Below are 18378 nucleotides of genomic sequence, written 5' to 3' on the forward strand. Positions count from 1 at the left end.
TAGGAAATAGATAAATGTGATTTGAGGAAGATTGTAGAACTTACAATTTTTATTGTCGCAGTTATCTGTAATTTTTAATACACTTTTTGTTACATGTAAATAAAAAGCGATAAAGCTACAATGTCTTTATCGCCTTTGAAGGTCAAATTTTAGTTTTTACCTGTATGTCCAAAACCACCCGCACCACGCTCAGTTGCAACAAACTCTTCAACTAAATCAAATTGTGCTTGAACAACAGGAACAAGAACATATTGTGCTAAACGCTCACCTGGCTCTAAAGTAAATGCTGTTTGGCTACGGTTCCAAACTGAAACCATAAGTTCACCTTGGTAATCTGAATCAATTAAACCAACAAGATTACCTAATACGATGCCATGTTTATGACCTAAGCCCGAACGTGGCAAGATTAAACCTGCAAAGTTAGTATCTTCGATATAAATGGAAAGACCTGTTTTTACTAAAACTGTTTGACCTGGCTCAATTACAGTTGCTTCTTCAACACATGCACGTAAGTCTAAACCTGCTGAACCTGTTGTTGCATACGTTGGCATCGGCCATTCTTGACCAAGACGCTTATCGAGCACTTTAACTTGAACTTTCATATTTATTTCCTATTGAATCAATTTATTAACGTTTAATGAGTGAACGTAAGTTTTCTAAATACTGTTGGGCTTGTAACTTAGGATCTATATCGCCTGCAAGCTTTTTCTTGCGACCTAACCAATCCAATTCATCTTGTGGTAATTCATCTAAGAAACGGCTTGGCGTCATTTGTTTCATTTGACCGCCTGCTTTACGTTGTTCAGCCAAGGTTATGGTTAAACCCTGACGTGCACGGGTAATTCCCACGTACATTAAACGACGTTCCTCTTCGACTGTATCGGCAGCAATTGAGTTTTTGTGCGGTAGAATTTCTTCTTCCAAACCAATTAAATACACATAAGGAAATTCAAGTCCTTTCGAAGCATGTAGCGTCAATAAGTTTACTTTGTCAGTATCTTCCTCTTCCTGTTGCTGCTCTAACATATCAAGCAACACCATTTTACGAATCACACTTTCAATGTTCTTTTCATCTACATCTTCTGCACGGTTAATCAAACTTTGAATACTGCTATATAAAATTTCAATATTATCGAGTTTCGTTTTTTCCTGAGCAGGCGTTGCAGCTGTTTCTTTAATGTAATCGATATAACCTGCTTCTAGCATCATTTCGCGAATAATAGGTACAGGTTCATCATCTTCAATTAAGTTACGAGTAAAGGTATTAATAAAGTCTGCAAATTCCGCCAATTGCGTTGTCGCTTTTTTCGGAATCGCCATTGTTAAGCGTTGATCGCCCGCAGCAGCTAACAAAGACAAATTACTTTCTTGGGCAAATAGCCCTAGTTTTTCCAAAGTTACAGGACCAATTGCACGCTTAGGTGTATTGATAATACGTAAAAATGCACTGTCATCTTCAGGGTTAATAATGAGTCGTAAATAACTCATAATATCTTTGATTTCCGCACGACCAAAGAAAGACTGACCACCCGAAAGCTTGTATGGAATTTGCATTTGGCGAAGCTGTGTTTCTAAAATGCGTGCTTGGAAGTTACCACGATACAAAATCGCATAATCTTTCCAACTTTTACCATTCATCAACTTATGCGTAATTAAATCTTTAACAACACGTTCTGATTCATCGTCATCATTACGACAGGTAATAACTCGGATAACCTCACCATGACCTTTATCTGACCATAATTTTTTGTCAAATAAATGTGGGTTATTTCCAATAACCGTATTGGCTGCTCTTAAAATACGACTGGTTGAACGATAGTTTTGTTCAAGCTTAATCACTTTTAAGTTACGGAAATCTTCCTGTAATAACGCCATATTTTCAGGCTTTGCACCACGCCATGCATAAATAGATTGGTCATCATCACCAACGGCAGTAAATTGCCCCATTACCCCTACAAGGAGTTTGACCAAAATATACTGTGCGGTGTTGGTATCTTGATACTCATCGACCAAAAGATAACGCACACGGTTTTGCCACTTATCACGAACTTCTGCATTCTCTTGCAAAAGACGCGTTGGCATTACAATTAAGTCATCAAAGTCTACTGCGTTATAGGCGCGTAAATTACGTTCGTAAAGCTGATACAAATGTGCAAACTGAATATCTTCTTGAGTTTCACATGTTGTATGTGCCTGTTCAGGTGGAATAAGATCGTTTTTCCAATCTGAAATCATTTTCATTGCTTTCGCAATCAATTCTTTACTTTCAGCACCTGACAAATTATCACGATGCATTAAATCCATTAAAATGCGCTTACAGTCATCTGCATCTAAAATAGAAAAGTTATTTTTAAGCGGTGTATGTTTAAGTTCTAATCTGAGTAAATTCAAGCCAAAGTTATGGAATGTAGAAACAGACAAGCCTTTGGCTTCTTCACGAGTCATTAGCTTCGTTACACGCTCTTTCATTTCACGTGCAGCTTTATTGGTAAACGTCATTGCTGTAATACGATGCGATGGAATACCACAATGCTTAACTAAATATGCAATTTTACGCGTAATTACCGAGGTTTTACCTGAACCCGCCCCTGCAAGTACTAACAAGGGTCCTTGAGTATATTTCATGGCTTCAAGTTGCTTGTCATTCAATTGACCTGCCAGCGACGACATAGTTTTTCCTCTTTGGTATTCGATGTCGATTATAGACATCTCACCACAACTTTCATAATGAAAAAATTGAACCTGTTATTTTTTATTGAATACTCAATAAAAAAACCACCCGAAGGTGGTTTCTTTTTCACTCAATAAAATTATTGAGTTGCATAAACACTAATTTCTACACGGCGGTTTTGTTCACGACCAGCAGCAGTAGAGTTATCAGCGATTGGGTTAGCAGCGCCTAAACCTTGTGCATTGATGCGAGTTGTAGAAACACCTTGAGATGCAATGTAGCTCGCAACAGCTTGTGCACGTGCTTGAGATAATGGAAGGTTGATTGAATCATTACCAGTATTATCTGTATAACCAGTTACAAGAATCGCACTCTTGTTATCTTCAGCCAAAACTTGAGCAACTTTGTTTAAAGTTGAATAGAAGTTTGGTTTGATTGCAGATTTGTTTGTATCAAATGTAATGTTACCTGGCATAATTAAGCCAACAGAACCATCTGGATTACGGCTTACATCAATACCCGTACCTGCAGTAGCTGCACGTAATTTTTTCTCTTTATTATCTAGGTAAGCACCACCAGCACCACCAAGTAAAGCACCGATTGCTAAAGCACGGTTATTTTGACTTGATGAATTATTATTACCTTTTGAAAGTGCATAACCTGCTCCAGCACCTAAAACAGCACCAATTGCTGTCTTGTCGTATTCAAAGCCACCAATATTATTACCTGTAGTTTGGCAACCTGAAAGAACCATTGCCCCTACTACTGCTGAAATTGCTAGTGCACGCATTTGCATGACTCCTATGTTAATGTTTTGTTGTCGTTAAAAATAATGGAATAATTTTTGTAGTTAGACCACCTATTTTTTGTTAATAATAAGTTGTTTGATTACAATTTGTAATATTTATTTGAATTATTGGACCAACTTCACCATATTTTCTACATAGTTGAAGATTAACTCTTTTTTGTATTAGGAAGTCGCTTTATATTTAGCTTAAACTCTATTCAAAATGATTTTATCCTAAGGATGAGATATGTCTACACCATCAAAGAAACAACCTGTGTTAAAAAAAATCACAAAAGGTCTAACTGTTGGTTCCGTTATGACTGGAAGCACATTCTTTCATGGCCCTCCTGTTCTTGCTTTAGGTTTTACCAAACTATTTAAAAAATCACGCAAAGTTGATGAAACAAATATTCAAATCACGAACAGCTGGTTAAGTGTTAATAATTGGCTGATTGATCACGTATTACCGAATACACAATGGGATATTTCTGTAGATGAAAATTTAGATTTAAATCTACAAGGTCGTTATCTCATGATGTGTAATCATCAAAGTTGGGTTGATACAACAGTTAATCAATATTTTGGTTTAACACGCATGCCACTCACCCGCTTTTTTACAAAATGGGAACTTATTTTCATTCCATTTGTAGGGCAAGCCTTTAAAATTTTAGGCTTCCCTATGATGAAACGTCACTCAAAAGAGCAAATTGCAAAAAATCCTGCGTTAAAAGATCGTGATATGGAAGAAGCTCGTAAATCATGTGAGCAACTTCTTAGCCAACCATTTACCTTACTTAACTATTTAGAAGGTACGCGCTTCACAGCAGAAAAACATACTCAGCAAAAATCACCATACAAACACTTACTTAAACCTAAAGCAGGTGGTTTAGCCTTAGCTTTAAATATTTTAGGTGAAAAAATTGATGCGCTTGTAGATATGACCATTATTTATCCTAATGGTGTACCCGGTTATGGAGAGTTTTGGTTAGGTGATGTTCCCCAAATTGCGGTCAATTTACGGAAAATAGACATTCCTGATTGGGTACATGGTGGCAATTATGAAGATGACCTTGAATACCGTGCTCGCTTTCAACAATGGGTTGACGATTTATGGCAAGAAAAAGATGACCTTATTGAAAGTATGAAACAAAAAATTGCCTCAGCGGAGTAGTGTTCAAAAAGATGAGTAACAACACGAATAAAAAGCAAATTAAACCCACCTTTAATTTTGTGCAACAAGGATCATGGGGCTGGAAAGTTGCTTTAGCTTATGATGTGTTCATGATGTTTTTAATCATCATCAACCTATTTTGCTTATGTTCTAATGCAATTTTAATGAGTGATTTTGGTGAATGGTTATTTAATTTAATTCACCTTCCTGATCTTTTACAATTTTATAAAAATGAGCTTAGACCCTGGGTTGTTATTACCGAAGGTTGGTTCATTGCATTCTTAATTACCGAGCTTTTTATTCGTTGGTTTATTGCCATTATTCTAAAACAACATCAACGTTGGTTCTTTTTCCCCTTTATTCATTGGTATGAAGTTCTCGCAATTTTACCTCAGTTACGTTTTTTACGCTTATTACGTGCAGGTGTGATTGCATATCAACTACATGATCATGGCTATAAAATTTTCCCAAATAGTTGGTATAAACAAGTTAATTTCTATTACAACTTAGTGATGGAAGAACTATCTAGCCGAATTGTACTCACTGTTTTAAATGGTATTAAAACTGAACTTAGTACAAGTACTACGCATAAAAAATTAATTGAAGATTTAGTCAATCATCATCGAGAATTATTTGCTGTTGCTTTAGCAGATATTTTACAAGACTCTTTGGGCAAAGAATTACAGCAACATCGTCAACTTATTGCCAAAAATGTGGGGCAAATTGTGAATAAAGCGATTGAAGATACACCCGAACTCACCCAGTTACTTCGCCTCATTCCAATTGTTGGAGGACGTATTGAACAGCAAATACAAAGTATTGGACAGCGTTTAGGGGAAAATATTACTCAAGGTCTTATTGAGCCCTTTGCAACAAACCAAGAAAATAATGAACTTAGTAGTTATAAATATATCTCTGAGCGCATTAGTAAGATACCATTTGAAAATAATGTACATATTGAACAACTTGTTGAATCTGCTGTATTTGAAAGTTTAGAAGCTATTCAACAACAAGTTAAAGTCAAACAATGGCAACAAATACTTGAAGAAAGCAAAAATGAGAGCAGAAAAAACAAAGACTGATCAAATGTAAAAAAAATTGAAAACCATGCTAGAGAAATGATTAAAATTGCTCTAGCATTTGCCTCACGAACAATAGTGCTTCAACCTTAAAAAAGGCGAGAAGATTTAAGGAAAAAATATGGCTGAAATACGGATAAAAGGCAGAATGGTCAATGCAATTCGCATTAGCCTAGATACAAACGATCATGATGCTATCCGCAAGCAATTATCACCTATGCTTGAAAAAACAGCACCTCAAGGCACACTTGCTGTCATTGAAAGCTCAGTCGACCAAGAACTTATTGCCCTTATTCAATTATTAATCGATCTCGATTTACAACCTATGGCAGTCACGGAAGGTCCTTTAGCAGAACAAGCACGTGCAATTCAGTTCCCAGTTATTCCACCCGATCGCCAAATGCAGCAAGTCAAAGCAACCAAAGAGCAAGTGGTTGAACTAAAAACTGAAGCTCCACAAGATCAAGTCCAAGCTACTGTAGCAATACCAACAGTTGCACATGTCACATCATATCATGATGAAATATTACGCACGGGTCAAAGTCTTGTACAAGATCATGGCGATATCATTCTAAACAATGGTATTAATAGCGGTTCTGAAGTAATTGCTTCAGGAAATGTGCATATTTATGGTAGCGTCCGTGGTAGAGTTATAGCGGGTGCAAATGGGAATCATGCAGCACGTATATTCTGTCACTCCCTAGAAGCTGAACTAGTTTCTATTGCAGGGACATATTGTGTTGCAGATGACATTCCACAACATGTGGTAAAAAAAGCAGTCCATATATATTTAAATGATAATCAAGAGCTCGTATTTGACGCCTTGCAATTTTAATGTATAAATAAACACCAAAAAGCCCCAAACAATAGGGGAATTTGAAACCATTACAGGAGTGGATTCGGTGGCGAAAATTGTTGTCGTAACATCAGGCAAAGGCGGTGTAGGTAAAACTACAACGAGCGCATCATTTGCTACAGGCTTAGCCCAACGTGGCCACAAAACAGTTGTTATCGATTTTGACGTAGGTTTACGTAACCTAGATTTAATTATGGGGTGTGAGCGTCGTGTCGTTTATGATTTTGTAAACGTATTAAATAACGAAGCTCGTTTGCAACAAGCATTAATCAAAGATAAAGACCTTGAAAATCTCTTTATTTTACCTGCCTCACAAACACGTGATAAAGATGCCTTAACGGATGAAGGCGTGGCTCGCGTAATGGATGAACTTTCACAAGAATTTGATTATATTATTTGTGACTCACCTGCAGGGATTGAACGTGGTGCTATTTTAGCCATGTATCATGCAGATGAAGCAATTATTGTAACAAATCCTGAAATTTCTTCTGTTCGTGACTCAGATCGTATTATTGGTATGCTAGATAGCAAAACCAAAAAGGTAGAGCAAAACGAAGGTCGTATTCGTAAGCATTTATGTATTACACGTTTCAATCCTGAACGTGCAGATAAACAAGAAATGTTAACAATTGACGATATTTCTAAAGATATTTTACGCATTCCAACACTTGGTGTTATTCCTGAGTGTAAAAGTGTCTTACAAGCATCTAACGAAGGTAAGCCTGTAATTTTATTTACAGAAGAGTCTGCAGGACAAGCTTACGATGACTTAGTTGCACGTTTCCTTGGTGAAGATCGCCCTTACCGTCATATTACGGTTAAGCCTAAAGGTTGGTTAGCACGTTTATTTGGAGCATAAGATGGCTGGATTCTGGAGTAAGTTATTTAGTAGCGAAGACAAACCTTCTAGTGCACAAATGGCAAAAGATCGTTTAAAAGTTATCGTTGCATCTGAACAAGGTCTTGGTAAACGCTTAAGCCAAGATAAAATTGATCAAATGAAAAAAGAAATCATGCAAGTGGTTAATCGCTATGTTCGTGGCGTAGATGAACAACATATTCAAATGTCTGTTCGTTCTGAAGCAAACATCGAAATGCTTGAAATGAATATCAATTTGCCTGAAGAGCGTTAATCTGATTTTTGATTAGTCAAGCAATTTAAATCAGGGCAAAATATGAGGCTAGATTGCAAAGTATACTTTGCCTAGCCGCAAGATGAAAAGCGATGCTTCGAGTGGGCTAGATTGCAAAATATGCATTCTCAGCCGCAAGACAAAAAGCTACGCTTTGAATAGACGAAGTAAATTAAATTACCAAGTCACTTGCTTACTCATATTTTGCCCTTTTTTATTGATATATAAATACCAAGGAGCTAGTAATGGCATTGTCTCAACCAGCAACGTTTAATGAAGAATGGTCAGATGAGCGTGTATTTGCCTATTTAACTCAGCTTCCTCCTGAAGGTGTAAATGCTGACTTTTATGTGCTTTACCATGCATTCAAGCACATGCGTCCTTTTGACTACACACGCCTATTAACACAATTTGTTGCAGATGGTCGTGATGTCAATGCTACGAATCCTGAAGGTCAACGCATTCATGATGTGATTGCTGAATACCCACGTCAAAGTGCAGAATTTTTAGATGTTTTAGCTCAATTTGCTTAAATGCCTTTAAATAAAAAAGACCGCTTATTGCGGTCTTTTTTATTTTCTAAACTTTTATCTTTATTTACTAAAAATTAAATAACCACCAAAAGTACTAAACAAACCGCCCACTACTCCATCAATCCATTTTGTAGACTTTTGATATGCGTGTTTAAAACTTGGTAAAGAGAAAATAAACACCACAAATAAGAACCAAATAAGGCTCTCTACCGTCACAATAGCCAATAATAGTGTATGTGATTCATTCAACATCGGGTTAGCGAGGAACATTGAAAACACACTACCAAAATAGATGACTGCTTTGGGGTTTGATAAGTTGGTGAATAACCCTTGTAAGAAAAAACGCATGTTACTTTTAGGTAGCACAATTTCTTTTATCTCAGCAGTTTCAGTTTTCTTAGCAAATGCTGACTTAAGCATTTGGAAACCTAACCAACATAAATAAATTCCACCTAAAACCAATAAAACTTTACGTAACCAGACAAATTTTTCAAAAATATAATTTAATCCTAGAAGTGCAAATAATGCCCATAAAAAAATCGCACATGTGATTCCTAACACAACAAAAATAGCTTGCTTACGTGAGCGGCTAATTGCAGTTTGAGACACCATAAAAAAATCTGGCCCAGGTGTCACCAAAGCACATAAATGGATAAAAGACAGCGTTAATAAAGCCCACAACATTCGATATTCTCACAATAAAAAGCAGCTTGTGATACAAACTGCTTTAAGCTAATTTTCAATTGAACAAGAAAAAGTTTTATTCAATACATGAATTAAACCAAAATATCTCGCTTACCATTTGGTCCCATTGCACTCACAATACCACTTTCTTCCATTTGGTCGACAATACGTGCAGCTCGGTTATAACCCAAGCTAAATTTACGCTGTAAGGAAGATGTCGAAACTTTACGTGTTTCTAGTACAAAGGAGACACATTGATCATATAAAGCATCACGATCAGATGCACCATCACCATCTTCAAAGCCACGCGATGTTGGCTCTTCATCATATGGTGTTAAAATTTCATCGACATAATTTGGTTCACCACGTTCACGCCAAGCATCACAAATACGGTTCACTTCATCATCTGAAATAAATGCACCATGTACACGTTCAGGCTCAATTTTACCAGGTCCAAGGAACAACATATCACCATGACCAAGTAAGTCTTCTGCCCCACCTGCATCAAGAATAGTACGTGAATCGAGTTTACTGTTTACACGTAAAGCCGCACGTGTTGGGATGTTTGCCTTAATTAAGCCTGTTACAACATCAACCGTTGGACGTTGTGTCGCAAGTAATAAATGAATACCTGCCGCACGAGATTTTTGCGCCAAACGTGTAATCATTTCTTCTGCTTTTTTACCTACTTGCATAATCATATCTGCAAATTCATCGGCAACAATCACAATTAACGGCATAGGTTGTAAACGTGGTGCACGATTTATCGTTGCTGTGTCGTCAGGCTTCCACGTTGGGTCAATTAAATCTTCACCACTCGCAATGGCATCTTCAATTTTACGGTTAAAATCGCTTAATTTACGTACTTTCATTAAAGACATGAGCTTATAACGTCGCTCCATCTCATTTACACACCAATTCAATGCATTAACTGCATCTTTCATATCTGTCACAACTGGTGTTAACAAATGTGGAATATCGTTGTAGTTCGCAAGCTCGAGCTGCTTCGGATCGATCATAATTAAACGTAATTGTTCTGGCGTGTATTTCAATAACATCGACAATAACATTGCATTTACAGCAACTGATTTACCCGAACCCGTTGTACCTGCGACCAACATATGCGGTGCTTTAGCTAAATCGGCAAGTACAGGATTTCCTGAAATATCTTTACCCATTGCCATACTTAATAAGGCATTTGGATCACGATATGCGGGTGTTTCAAGTAATTCAATTAAACGCACCATTTCACGTGTGCTATTTGGCACTTCAATACCAATATAGGGTTTACCCGGAATAACTTCGACTACACGTACCGATGCCATTGACATAGAACGTGCTAAATCGCGTGAAATATTGGTGACCTTAGATGCTTTTACACCTGGTGCTAAATCAAGCTCAAAACGTGTAACAACAGGACCTGGTTGCGCCTCAATAACTTTAGCCTTAACGTTAAATTCTTGAAGTTTAATTTCGAGTAATTCAGATAAACGTGCCAATTGTTCCGCAGTAAAATTTACTTTTTTATTCGGATCGACTTTATCTAAAATTTCCAAGCCTGGAAGCGTTGGTAAATCACGGCGCTTTTCTGCCACTTGCATTGCACGTGACATTGGTCGACCAAATGCATCTGTTAAAGGTGCATCTAAATCAAAATCATCTTCTACAAGCTCATCTTGCTCAGCAACACCTGTTGTATCTTGCCAAGCTTCACGAAATGCATCTTTATTTGAACTAATTAACTGCTTTTCATCATCTGTAAGTAATGAAACGGGTGCTTGCACCTGCGTTTGAATTTTTGCATTTACAAAAGATGAAGATTGAGCGTAGCTACTTGTAGTTGTCGCAGCGCCTTGCGGTTCTACAGGTTTAACTTCATTCGCTTCATCAAGTAAGAAATCATCTAAGTCATCAAAAGAAATATGCGTAGGTGTAACTGTTGGGGCTACAGCTGAAGCTGCTTGTAGTGTTGCGGTTGCAACAGCAGGACTTGCAACATTGTCTATATCTACGGCTACATGACTCACATTTTCGCTATGATTAAATGGCGTATGTACATCTGTTGCTGTTTTTGCACTTGGTACAACGGCTAAAAGCTCATCGAAAATTTCATCATCATCCCAATTAATGTTTTGCTTGTTTACTGTTGGTTGATAATCATCAACTTGAGTATTTGGCTGCACAGAAGTTTCATAACCCTGACGAATATCTTGAGATGCTTTTAATAATTCATTGATATCATTTTTATGTTTTTGTTCTGAATCATCATGAATAGCACGCCAGACATCACCCGTTTCAACAACTTTATTCCGTTCTTGTTCAAGTTGATGTGCTTTTTCAAGCTCTTGTTTAAGTTCTAATTCATCATCTTGAGTAAATTGAGAAAAGTGTGTTTGATCTTGTTGTTGCTCATGTTGAATATGATCTTCACGTGCTTCACGATCTACCATATCGTCAAATAAACGATTGGCAACATGGTCATTCGCTGCCACAGATGTAGCAACAGTCGCCAAAGGTACTGCTTCAGCTTTAATGAGTTTAGATTCTAATTGCGTTGAAGTTGTAGATTCATTTTCTTGAATAGGCTTCGAAGTAAAATGAGTGTCAGCCTCTGGTACTTTTCTATAAAACAAATCTTGTAAATAAGCAGGAGTTGCTTTCATTGTGCTCCATGTTTTATTCCACTTCACACCAAACGCGAGTGTAAATAAAACCAACCAGAACACAATCAAAAATAGACTAGCACCATAAATGGTTAAAAGTGCAGAAAGGCTTCGACCTAACTCATAACCAATTATGCCACCTGAAGCATTTTCAAGCGTATCTGCAGGAACATTCCAAAATAGATACAAAATACTTGATGTCGATAGAACAATAAAAAACTGGGCAGCATAACGAAATGGCTTATTTAAAAAGCTTCTTGGCCACCACAACTGAATTGCCTCAATAAAAAAGTATAAAGGCACTAATAAACTTGCCCAGCCCAAAAAGCCGAACAACAAATCTGCAAGCCAAGCCCCAACCACCCCACTTGCATTCGAAACTGTTTGCGTGTCACTAGAAACATGCATCCAACCCGGATCAAAAGGTGTATATGTTACTGTTGCAAGGAACAGATAAATCCCAAACGAGATTAAAAATAATGTGATTATAAAGCGTTGTGCATACGCACTCGACACCGCTGTCATATACTATCCTGTAACCAATTATTCATCGTATTTTTTGTCGCAAACCCAATTCGAGTATGCAGATAATTAACTTTATATTATGCACCTGTTCACAAAAAAAAGATGCAAGATAATGTGAGTATGTTTTTAACATTCTCTATATAGTTCAAATCGATTTATATGATCAATAATATCGACTTTAATCTCACACAACTGTTATACAGTTTCACGTATAATTTCACAAATTTCTAAATAAAAAAGGATTCAACAGATGAGCGCTCGTCACTCACGTTTGGTTATTCTTGGTTCTGGCCCTGCCGGTTATAGCGCTGCTGTTTATGCTGCTCGTGCAAACCTTAAACCAACACTTATTGCTGGCTTACAACTTGGTGGTCAATTAACAACGACTACAGAAGTTGATAACTGGCCAGGTGGCGCTGAAGGCTTAACAGGTCCTGCACTTATGGAACAGATGCAAGCCCATGCTGAGCGTTTTGGTACTGAAATTGTATATGACCATATCAACGAAGTTGATTTAAACGTACGTCCTTTTGTACTTAAAGGTGATATGGAAGAATTCACTTGTGATGCTCTTATCATTTGTACAGGTGCCACTGCACAATACTTAGGTTTAGAGTCTGAAGCTAAATTCATGGGTCAAGGTGTAAGTGCTTGTGCAACTTGTGATGGATTCTTCTATAAAAATCAAAAAGTAATGGTTGTAGGTGGTGGTAACACTGCTGTTGAAGAAGCTCTTTATCTTTCAAATATTGCATCTCACGTAACACTTGTTCACCGTCGTGATACTTTACGTTCAGAGAAAATTTTACAAGACCATCTTTTTGCAAAAGAAAAAGAAGGTAAAATTAGCATTATTTGGAATCACCAAGTTGATGAAGTCATTGGTGATAACACAGGTGTAACGTCTGTACGTCTTCAGTCTACAAAAGATGATTCAACACAAAATATTGATGTAACAGGTATGTTTGTTGCTATTGGACACAAACCAAACAGTGAAATGTTTGATGGTCAATTACAGCTTCGTGATGGTTATATCCAAGTACAAAGTGGCACGGCAGGTAATGCAACTCAAACTTCAATTCCTGGTGTATTTGCTGCAGGTGACATTGCGGATAGTATCTATCGTCAAGCAATTACATCGGCAGGTTCAGGCTGTATGGCTGCTTTAGATGCTGAAAAATACCTTGATGCTTTAGGTGAATAATTATTTAATCAATCACTTAGCATAAAAAAACCACCATTATTGGTGGTTTTCTTTTTTGTAAAAATAAACTACTTTATAAAAAGATAAATAAATAACATTAGGAAATTATAATGACAACAAATTGGACTGATGGCTATCAAACCGAAGTAAATTATACCTATGGCTATTACAAAGATTTAAGCCCAAATTATCAAAAATTTTGTTTACTTTTAAATGGAATAAACACATTAGAAAACAATGAAGATCAAACACATTGTGAACTTGGCTTTGGTCAAGGGGTTAGCTTAAACCTACATGCCGCATCATCAATTGGTATATTTTATGGTACCGACTTTAATCCTGCTCATGCTGCTCATGCCAACATGTTGGCTGAAAAAACAGGTATCCAACATCATTTTTATGATTCTAGTTTTGAGGAGTTGCTTAATACCGACTTACCACAATTTGATAGCATAAGTTTACACGGTATTTGGAGTTGGATTAGTCACGAAAACCAAGCCACCATTTTGAAGTTTATTCGTAAGTATTTAAAGCCAAGCGGTATTGTGTATGTTAGCTATAATTGCCTTACTGGTTGGGCTGCAAATATGCCTATTCGAGAGTTATTTCATAGCCATTTCAAATTTAATAGTAAAAGCCATAACCCTTTACAAAAAGTTAAAGATTCACTCAACTTTAGCGAAGCTTTACTTAAATTAGAGCCTAACTTTGCAAAACGAAACCCAAATGCAATTAATAAAGTGCTCGAGCTTAAAAACCAAAATCCAAACTATTTAATTCATGAGTATTTAAACCAAGATTGGCAATGTTTTTCATTCCAACAAGTCATGCATACTTTAGAGGCGGTTAAACTTAGCTATGCAGGCTCAACAGATTTAAACTCTCATTTAGATAACATTAACTTTAGTGAGGAGCATCAACAATTCCTAAATGCTATTGAACACCCTGTGTTCAAAGAACAATGTCGTGATTATTTCACGAATTCTCAATTTAGACGTGACCTTTTTATTCGTGGTAAAAATACTTTAACCATGAATCAAGTGATCGAAAAAATGAAAAAAATATCATTTGTTCTATTAACCGCACCGCATCATATTCCCAAAAAAATCGCTGGTTATTTAGGTGAATTCAACCTAATTCCAGAAATTTATGAACCTTTAGCGGAGCATTTTAAAAAGAATAATTATGTGCCTATATCTTTTGAAAAAGTCCAAACTGAGCTTAATATTCCATCAAATAAACTTTTAAATGCAATGACCGTTCTATGTCATTTAGGCTTCATGCAACCTTGCCTAGATAAGCCTACTGAACAAACGATTCAACAATGCCAACGACTCAATCAATATTTTCTAGAACAATCGAGTTTCCATAGTAATTACTCCATTATTTCAAACCCATACTCGGGCATTGGCATACCTGTAGATCATTTGAGTCAATTATTCTATCGTGCATATTTCCTAGAAAACATGAAAACAGCTAAGCAATTTGCGACTTTCGCACTATCAACATTAGCTCAACTTAACCTATTGGTTTTAGATGAAAATGGAAATACTGTTTCGGACACAGCAAAAAGTCTCAAAATTGTGCAAGAAAAAGCACAAACTTTCATTGATTCAGACAAACTAAAAATTGCAGAACAATTAAAGCTTTTCGCTTAAACGTTAACATCATCTACAAGATCGGCTAATATAAAGACTGGTTCTGTAGATGATCCCCTTATGCTCCCACCTTCGCAGTTTATTTTCCCCAATCCAGTTGAAGTCGATCCCGAAGGTGAAGGATTAATTTGTATAGGTGCTGACTTATCAGCATCTACCCTTTATGAAGCTTATACTCACGGACTATTTCCATGGTTCTCAGAGGGAGAACCTATTTGTTGGTGGAGCCCTGAACCTCGTTGTATTATTGATCCCAAGCATTATCATCCAAGTAAATCACTTATTAGAAATATGAAAAAGTTTGATTATCAAATTAAAGTAAATCACGCTTTTGAAGATGTCATTCGTTCTTGCTCTCTTCCACGCAGTTATGCAAAAGAAACATGGATTAGTGAAGATATTATTCACGCTTACTGTGAACTTTTTAAAGCAGGTCATGCCTACAGCATAGAAATTTGGGATAATTTAACGCTAGTTGGAGGACTTTATGGCGTAAATATTGGACATGGATGTTTTGGTGAATCGATGTTTAGCACTAAAACAGATGTCTCAAAAATGGCATTTTATGTCCTCATGCTAATTGGCAAACAAAATCAACTACCATGGATTGACTGCCAATTGGTCAATGATCACCTACTTAGTCTTGGTGCAGGCACACTTTCTCGCCAAGATTATTTAAAATCTTTACAAGAAGTAATAAAGCAACCTCAAATAGATTGGCAAATATATAAAGACAGTGTATTTTCAAGTAAAACAATAGCACTGAATAACGACCTACACTTATTCGAATGATAATTAAGAGGGATCTTTTATGAATTCGTATCAACCGAAATCCCTACTCAATGAATTGCAGTACTACATTACCCCACCACATAGTTGCAGTTACTTACCCAGTAAAACTGCACGTATGGTTTTTTTAGACCCTACTCATAAAATTGATGTTGTCACACTTTCAGAACTATCTAGAGTAGGCTTTCGACGTAGTGGTGATTTTACTTATCGCCCTGAATGTCATTTATGCCGCCAATGCATATCATCAAGAGTTCCAGCTCAAGAATTTAAGATGAATAGTATTCAGAAAAAAGCTTGGAAAAAAAATCAAGATCTAAAAATCAACATTATTTCAACACATGAAGCAACAAATGAACATTACGAACTTTATGAAAGATATATTCGTGAACGTCATTCCGATGGCGATATGTTCCCACCAACTCACGAACAATTCGAAAAATTTTTAGTCATTAGCTGCACAGATAGTATTTTTATTGAATTTCGTCTGAATAGTAAATTGATTGCTGTTTCTACCTGCGACCAACTCGATGATGGTTTATCTGCTGTTTATACTTTTTTTGATCCTAACGAAAGTAAACGCTCTTTAGGCACTTTTGCAATTTTAAAACAAATTGAATATGTGCGTAACCTAGGATTACAGTATCTCTACTTGGGTTATTGGGTGCCACACTCCAATAAAATGAATTATAAATCTCAATTTATCCCACTCGACTTAATGCTAGATGGTCAATGGCGACGACTCAACCGCACATTAACCAAGGATGAAATACAAAACCTAGGAAATTCACTTATGAATATACTTCCAACAGGTTGGAATCACTCTATTATTAAATAAATGATGAGGACTCTATCTATTATGATTTGAATAATGCTGCAAAATCATCACTGCATGATTTCACCATAATAACAGCATGCTCTTTTTCACCATTACCTTTAGGGTAATAATTTTTTCTTAAATCAATTTGATGAAATCCAGATTTTTCATAAAGTGCTATTGCAGACAAATTACTTTCTCGAACTTCTAAGAATATTTGAATAGGATTATTATTTAAATGATTCAATGAATAATCTAATAACTTAAATCCAATACCTTTACCCTGCTTACTCGGGTGTACAGCCATTAATAATAAATTAGCTTCATCCAAGACGGGTTGTAAAATACAAAAACCAACTACCTGTCCATTCTCTTCATAGACTGTACTTTGATATGACTCAACAGACTCTAAAAACTGTTTTTTAGTCCATGGATGACTTTGTACCAAATTTTCAATCTGTGTGACTGCATCCACATCAGCAACTTGCATTAAACGAATCATCATTCGTACTTTAGAAACTAAAACAATGGAAAGTATAATTAATTTTAGATTAGATGCGAAACACTAAGTTTCTTTATTCTTTCAAATATGAAAAAAGCGCCTCAAAGAGGCGCTTTTTTCACACAATCAGCGATTATGCAGTTACTTTAGCAACTACACCAGCACCAACTGTACGACCACCTTCACGGATCGCAAAACGTAGACCTGGGTCCATTGCGATTGGGTGGATTAATTCTACTGACATTTCTACGTTGTCACCAGGCATAACCATTTCTACGCCGTCTTGAAGAGCGATAGCGCCAGTTACGTCAGTTGTACGGAAGTAGAACTGTGGACGGTAACCGTTAAGGAATGGAGTATGACGACCACCTTCTTCTTTAGAAAGTACATATACTTCTGCGTCGAATTTAGTATGCGGCTTGATTGCACCTGGTTTAGCAAGTACTTGACCACGTTGAACGTCTTCACGCTTAGTACCACGTAGAAGAACACCACAGTTCTCGCCCGCACGACCTTCATCAAGAAGTTTACGGAACATTTCTACGCCAGTTACAGTTGTTTTAACTGTATCTTTAATACCAACGATTTCAACTTCTTCACCAACACGTACGATACCAGTCTCAACACGGCCAGTTACTACTGTACCACGACCTGAGATAGAGAATACGTCTTCGATTGGCATAAGGAATGGAAGATCGATAGCACGCTCTGGCTCTGGGATATAAGTATCAAGAGCTTCAACAAGAGCAACAACTGCATCTTCACCGAACTGACCAGCTTCACCATTAAGCGCAGCAAGAGCAGAACCACGGATAACTGGAGTGTCATCACCTGGGAAGTCATAAGTAGAAAGAAGTTCACGAACTTCCATTTCTACTAATTCAAGTAATTCTTCGTCATCAACAAGGTCGCATTTGTTTAAGAATACAACGATGTATGGAACACCTACTTGGCGAGAAAGAAGGATGTGTTCACGAGTTTGTGGCATTGGACCATCAGTCGCAGCACATACAAGGATCGCGCCATCCATTTGAGCAGCACCAGTAATCATGTTTTTAACATAATCGGCGTGGCCCGGGCAGTCTACGTGAGCGTAGTGACGAATTGGAGAATCGTATTCTACGTGTGAAGTATTAATTGTAATACCACGTGCTTTTTCTTCAGGTGCAGAGTCAATTGCAGCGTAGTCTTTCGCTTCGCCACCAAATTTCTTAGCACATACAGTTGCAATTGCAGCTGTTAAAGTAGTTTTACCATGGTCAACGTGACCAATTGTGCCCACGTTAACGTGTGGCTTATTACGTTC

The 18378-nt window shown here is 36.9% G+C and carries 17 protein-coding genes; 10 read left to right on the forward strand and 7 right to left on the reverse strand.

Annotated features, from left to right (window positions below):
* Nucleotides 1–149: 149 nt before the first annotated feature.
* From dut to AC5YC8_RS06055, 3 genes are all read right to left on the reverse strand, one after another.
* The gene (gene dut, locus AC5YC8_RS06045; protein WP_496163898.1) at nt 150–602 is read right to left on the reverse strand and encodes a dUTP diphosphatase; all 453 of its coding nucleotides are present in this window, start codon (nt 600–602) and stop codon (nt 150–152) included.
* A 25-nt stretch (nt 603–627) separates the two neighbouring features.
* Nucleotides 628–2670 (reverse strand): UvrD-helicase domain-containing protein, encoded by a 2043-nt coding sequence (locus AC5YC8_RS06050; RefSeq protein ID WP_496119485.1) that lies wholly within the window; start codon nt 2668–2670, stop codon nt 628–630.
* Between the two features lie 140 nt (nt 2671–2810).
* Nucleotides 2811–3461 carry a YiaD family glycine zipper/OmpA-like lipoprotein gene (locus tag AC5YC8_RS06055; RefSeq protein WP_496163899.1) on the reverse strand — a complete coding sequence of 217 codons (651 nt, stop codon included), beginning with the start codon at nt 3459–3461 and terminating at the stop codon, nt 2811–2813.
* A 244-nt stretch (nt 3462–3705) separates the two neighbouring features.
* On the opposite strand from AC5YC8_RS06055, the gene yihG reads away from it, so the two are divergent.
* The 6 genes from yihG (at nt 3706) to AC5YC8_RS06085 (ending at nt 8230) form a co-directional block, all read left to right on the forward strand.
* Nucleotides 3706–4629: a 1-acylglycerol-3-phosphate O-acyltransferase, YihG family gene (gene yihG, locus AC5YC8_RS06060; RefSeq protein ID WP_496163900.1), complete on the forward strand. Its 924-nt coding sequence runs from the start codon at nt 3706–3708 to the stop codon at nt 4627–4629.
* 11 nt (nt 4630–4640) lie between these two features.
* Nucleotides 4641–5711, forward strand: a complete 1071-nt coding sequence (locus tag AC5YC8_RS06065; protein ID WP_496163901.1) for a preprotein translocase subunit SecA — start codon at nt 4641–4643, stop codon at nt 5709–5711.
* Nucleotides 5712–5829: 118 nt separating this feature from the next.
* A complete protein-coding gene (gene minC, locus AC5YC8_RS06070; protein ID WP_496163902.1) occupies nt 5830–6543 on the forward strand; it encodes a septum site-determining protein MinC in 714 nt (237 codons plus the stop codon).
* A gap of 67 nt (nt 6544–6610) precedes the next feature.
* On the forward strand, nt 6611–7423 hold the full coding sequence (gene minD / locus AC5YC8_RS06075; RefSeq protein ID WP_496119475.1) for a septum site-determining protein MinD: 813 nt from the start codon (nt 6611–6613) through the stop codon (nt 7421–7423).
* 1 nt (nt 7424) lies between these two features.
* Nucleotides 7425–7697, forward strand: coding sequence for a cell division topological specificity factor MinE (minE, locus tag AC5YC8_RS06080; RefSeq protein ID WP_496119474.1), 273 nt, complete (start codon nt 7425–7427; stop codon nt 7695–7697).
* A gap of 245 nt (nt 7698–7942) precedes the next feature.
* A complete protein-coding gene (locus tag AC5YC8_RS06085) occupies nt 7943–8230 on the forward strand; it encodes a PA4642 family protein (protein WP_496163903.1) in 288 nt (95 codons plus the stop codon).
* 60 nt (nt 8231–8290) lie between these two features.
* On the opposite strand, the gene AC5YC8_RS06090 is transcribed toward AC5YC8_RS06085, so the two are convergent.
* Both AC5YC8_RS06090 and AC5YC8_RS06095 read right to left on the reverse strand, forming a co-directional pair.
* Nucleotides 8291–8914, reverse strand: coding sequence for a LysE family transporter (locus tag AC5YC8_RS06090; protein WP_496119470.1), 624 nt, complete (start codon nt 8912–8914; stop codon nt 8291–8293).
* A gap of 92 nt (nt 8915–9006) precedes the next feature.
* Entirely contained in the window at nt 9007–12102 is a 3096-nt protein-coding gene (locus AC5YC8_RS06095; RefSeq protein ID WP_496163904.1) for a DNA translocase FtsK, read from the reverse strand.
* Between the two features lie 250 nt (nt 12103–12352).
* On the opposite strand from AC5YC8_RS06095, the gene trxB reads away from it, so the two are divergent.
* The 4 genes from trxB to AC5YC8_RS06115 all read left to right on the forward strand — a co-directional run bounded on the left by trxB (nt 12353) and on the right by AC5YC8_RS06115 (nt 16591).
* Nucleotides 12353–13306: a thioredoxin-disulfide reductase gene (trxB, locus tag AC5YC8_RS06100; RefSeq protein ID WP_496163905.1), complete on the forward strand. Its 954-nt coding sequence runs from the start codon at nt 12353–12355 to the stop codon at nt 13304–13306.
* A gap of 110 nt (nt 13307–13416) precedes the next feature.
* Complete coding sequence (locus tag AC5YC8_RS06105; RefSeq protein WP_496163906.1) at nt 13417–14964, forward strand: methyltransferase regulatory domain-containing protein; 1548 nt, start codon at nt 13417–13419, stop codon at nt 14962–14964.
* Nucleotides 14965–15024: 60 nt separating this feature from the next.
* The gene (gene aat / locus AC5YC8_RS06110) at nt 15025–15756 is read left to right on the forward strand and encodes a leucyl/phenylalanyl-tRNA--protein transferase (RefSeq protein ID WP_496163907.1); all 732 of its coding nucleotides are present in this window, start codon (nt 15025–15027) and stop codon (nt 15754–15756) included.
* A gap of 19 nt (nt 15757–15775) precedes the next feature.
* The gene (locus AC5YC8_RS06115) at nt 15776–16591 is read left to right on the forward strand and encodes an arginyltransferase (RefSeq protein ID WP_496163908.1); all 816 of its coding nucleotides are present in this window, start codon (nt 15776–15778) and stop codon (nt 16589–16591) included.
* A gap of 19 nt (nt 16592–16610) precedes the next feature.
* Here AC5YC8_RS06115 and rimI read toward each other — a convergent pair whose 3' ends face one another.
* Together rimI and tuf are read right to left on the reverse strand one after the other, a co-directional pair.
* Nucleotides 16611–17072 carry a ribosomal protein S18-alanine N-acetyltransferase gene (gene rimI, locus AC5YC8_RS06120; protein WP_496163920.1) on the reverse strand — a complete coding sequence of 154 codons (462 nt, stop codon included), beginning with the start codon at nt 17070–17072 and terminating at the stop codon, nt 16611–16613.
* Between the two features lie 133 nt (nt 17073–17205).
* Nucleotides 17206–18378, reverse strand: a 1173-nt coding sequence (gene tuf / locus AC5YC8_RS06125) for an elongation factor Tu (RefSeq protein WP_496119460.1), incomplete at its 5' end; no start/stop codon positions are given.

Source organism: Acinetobacter sp. FY731, from assembly GCF_059515905.1.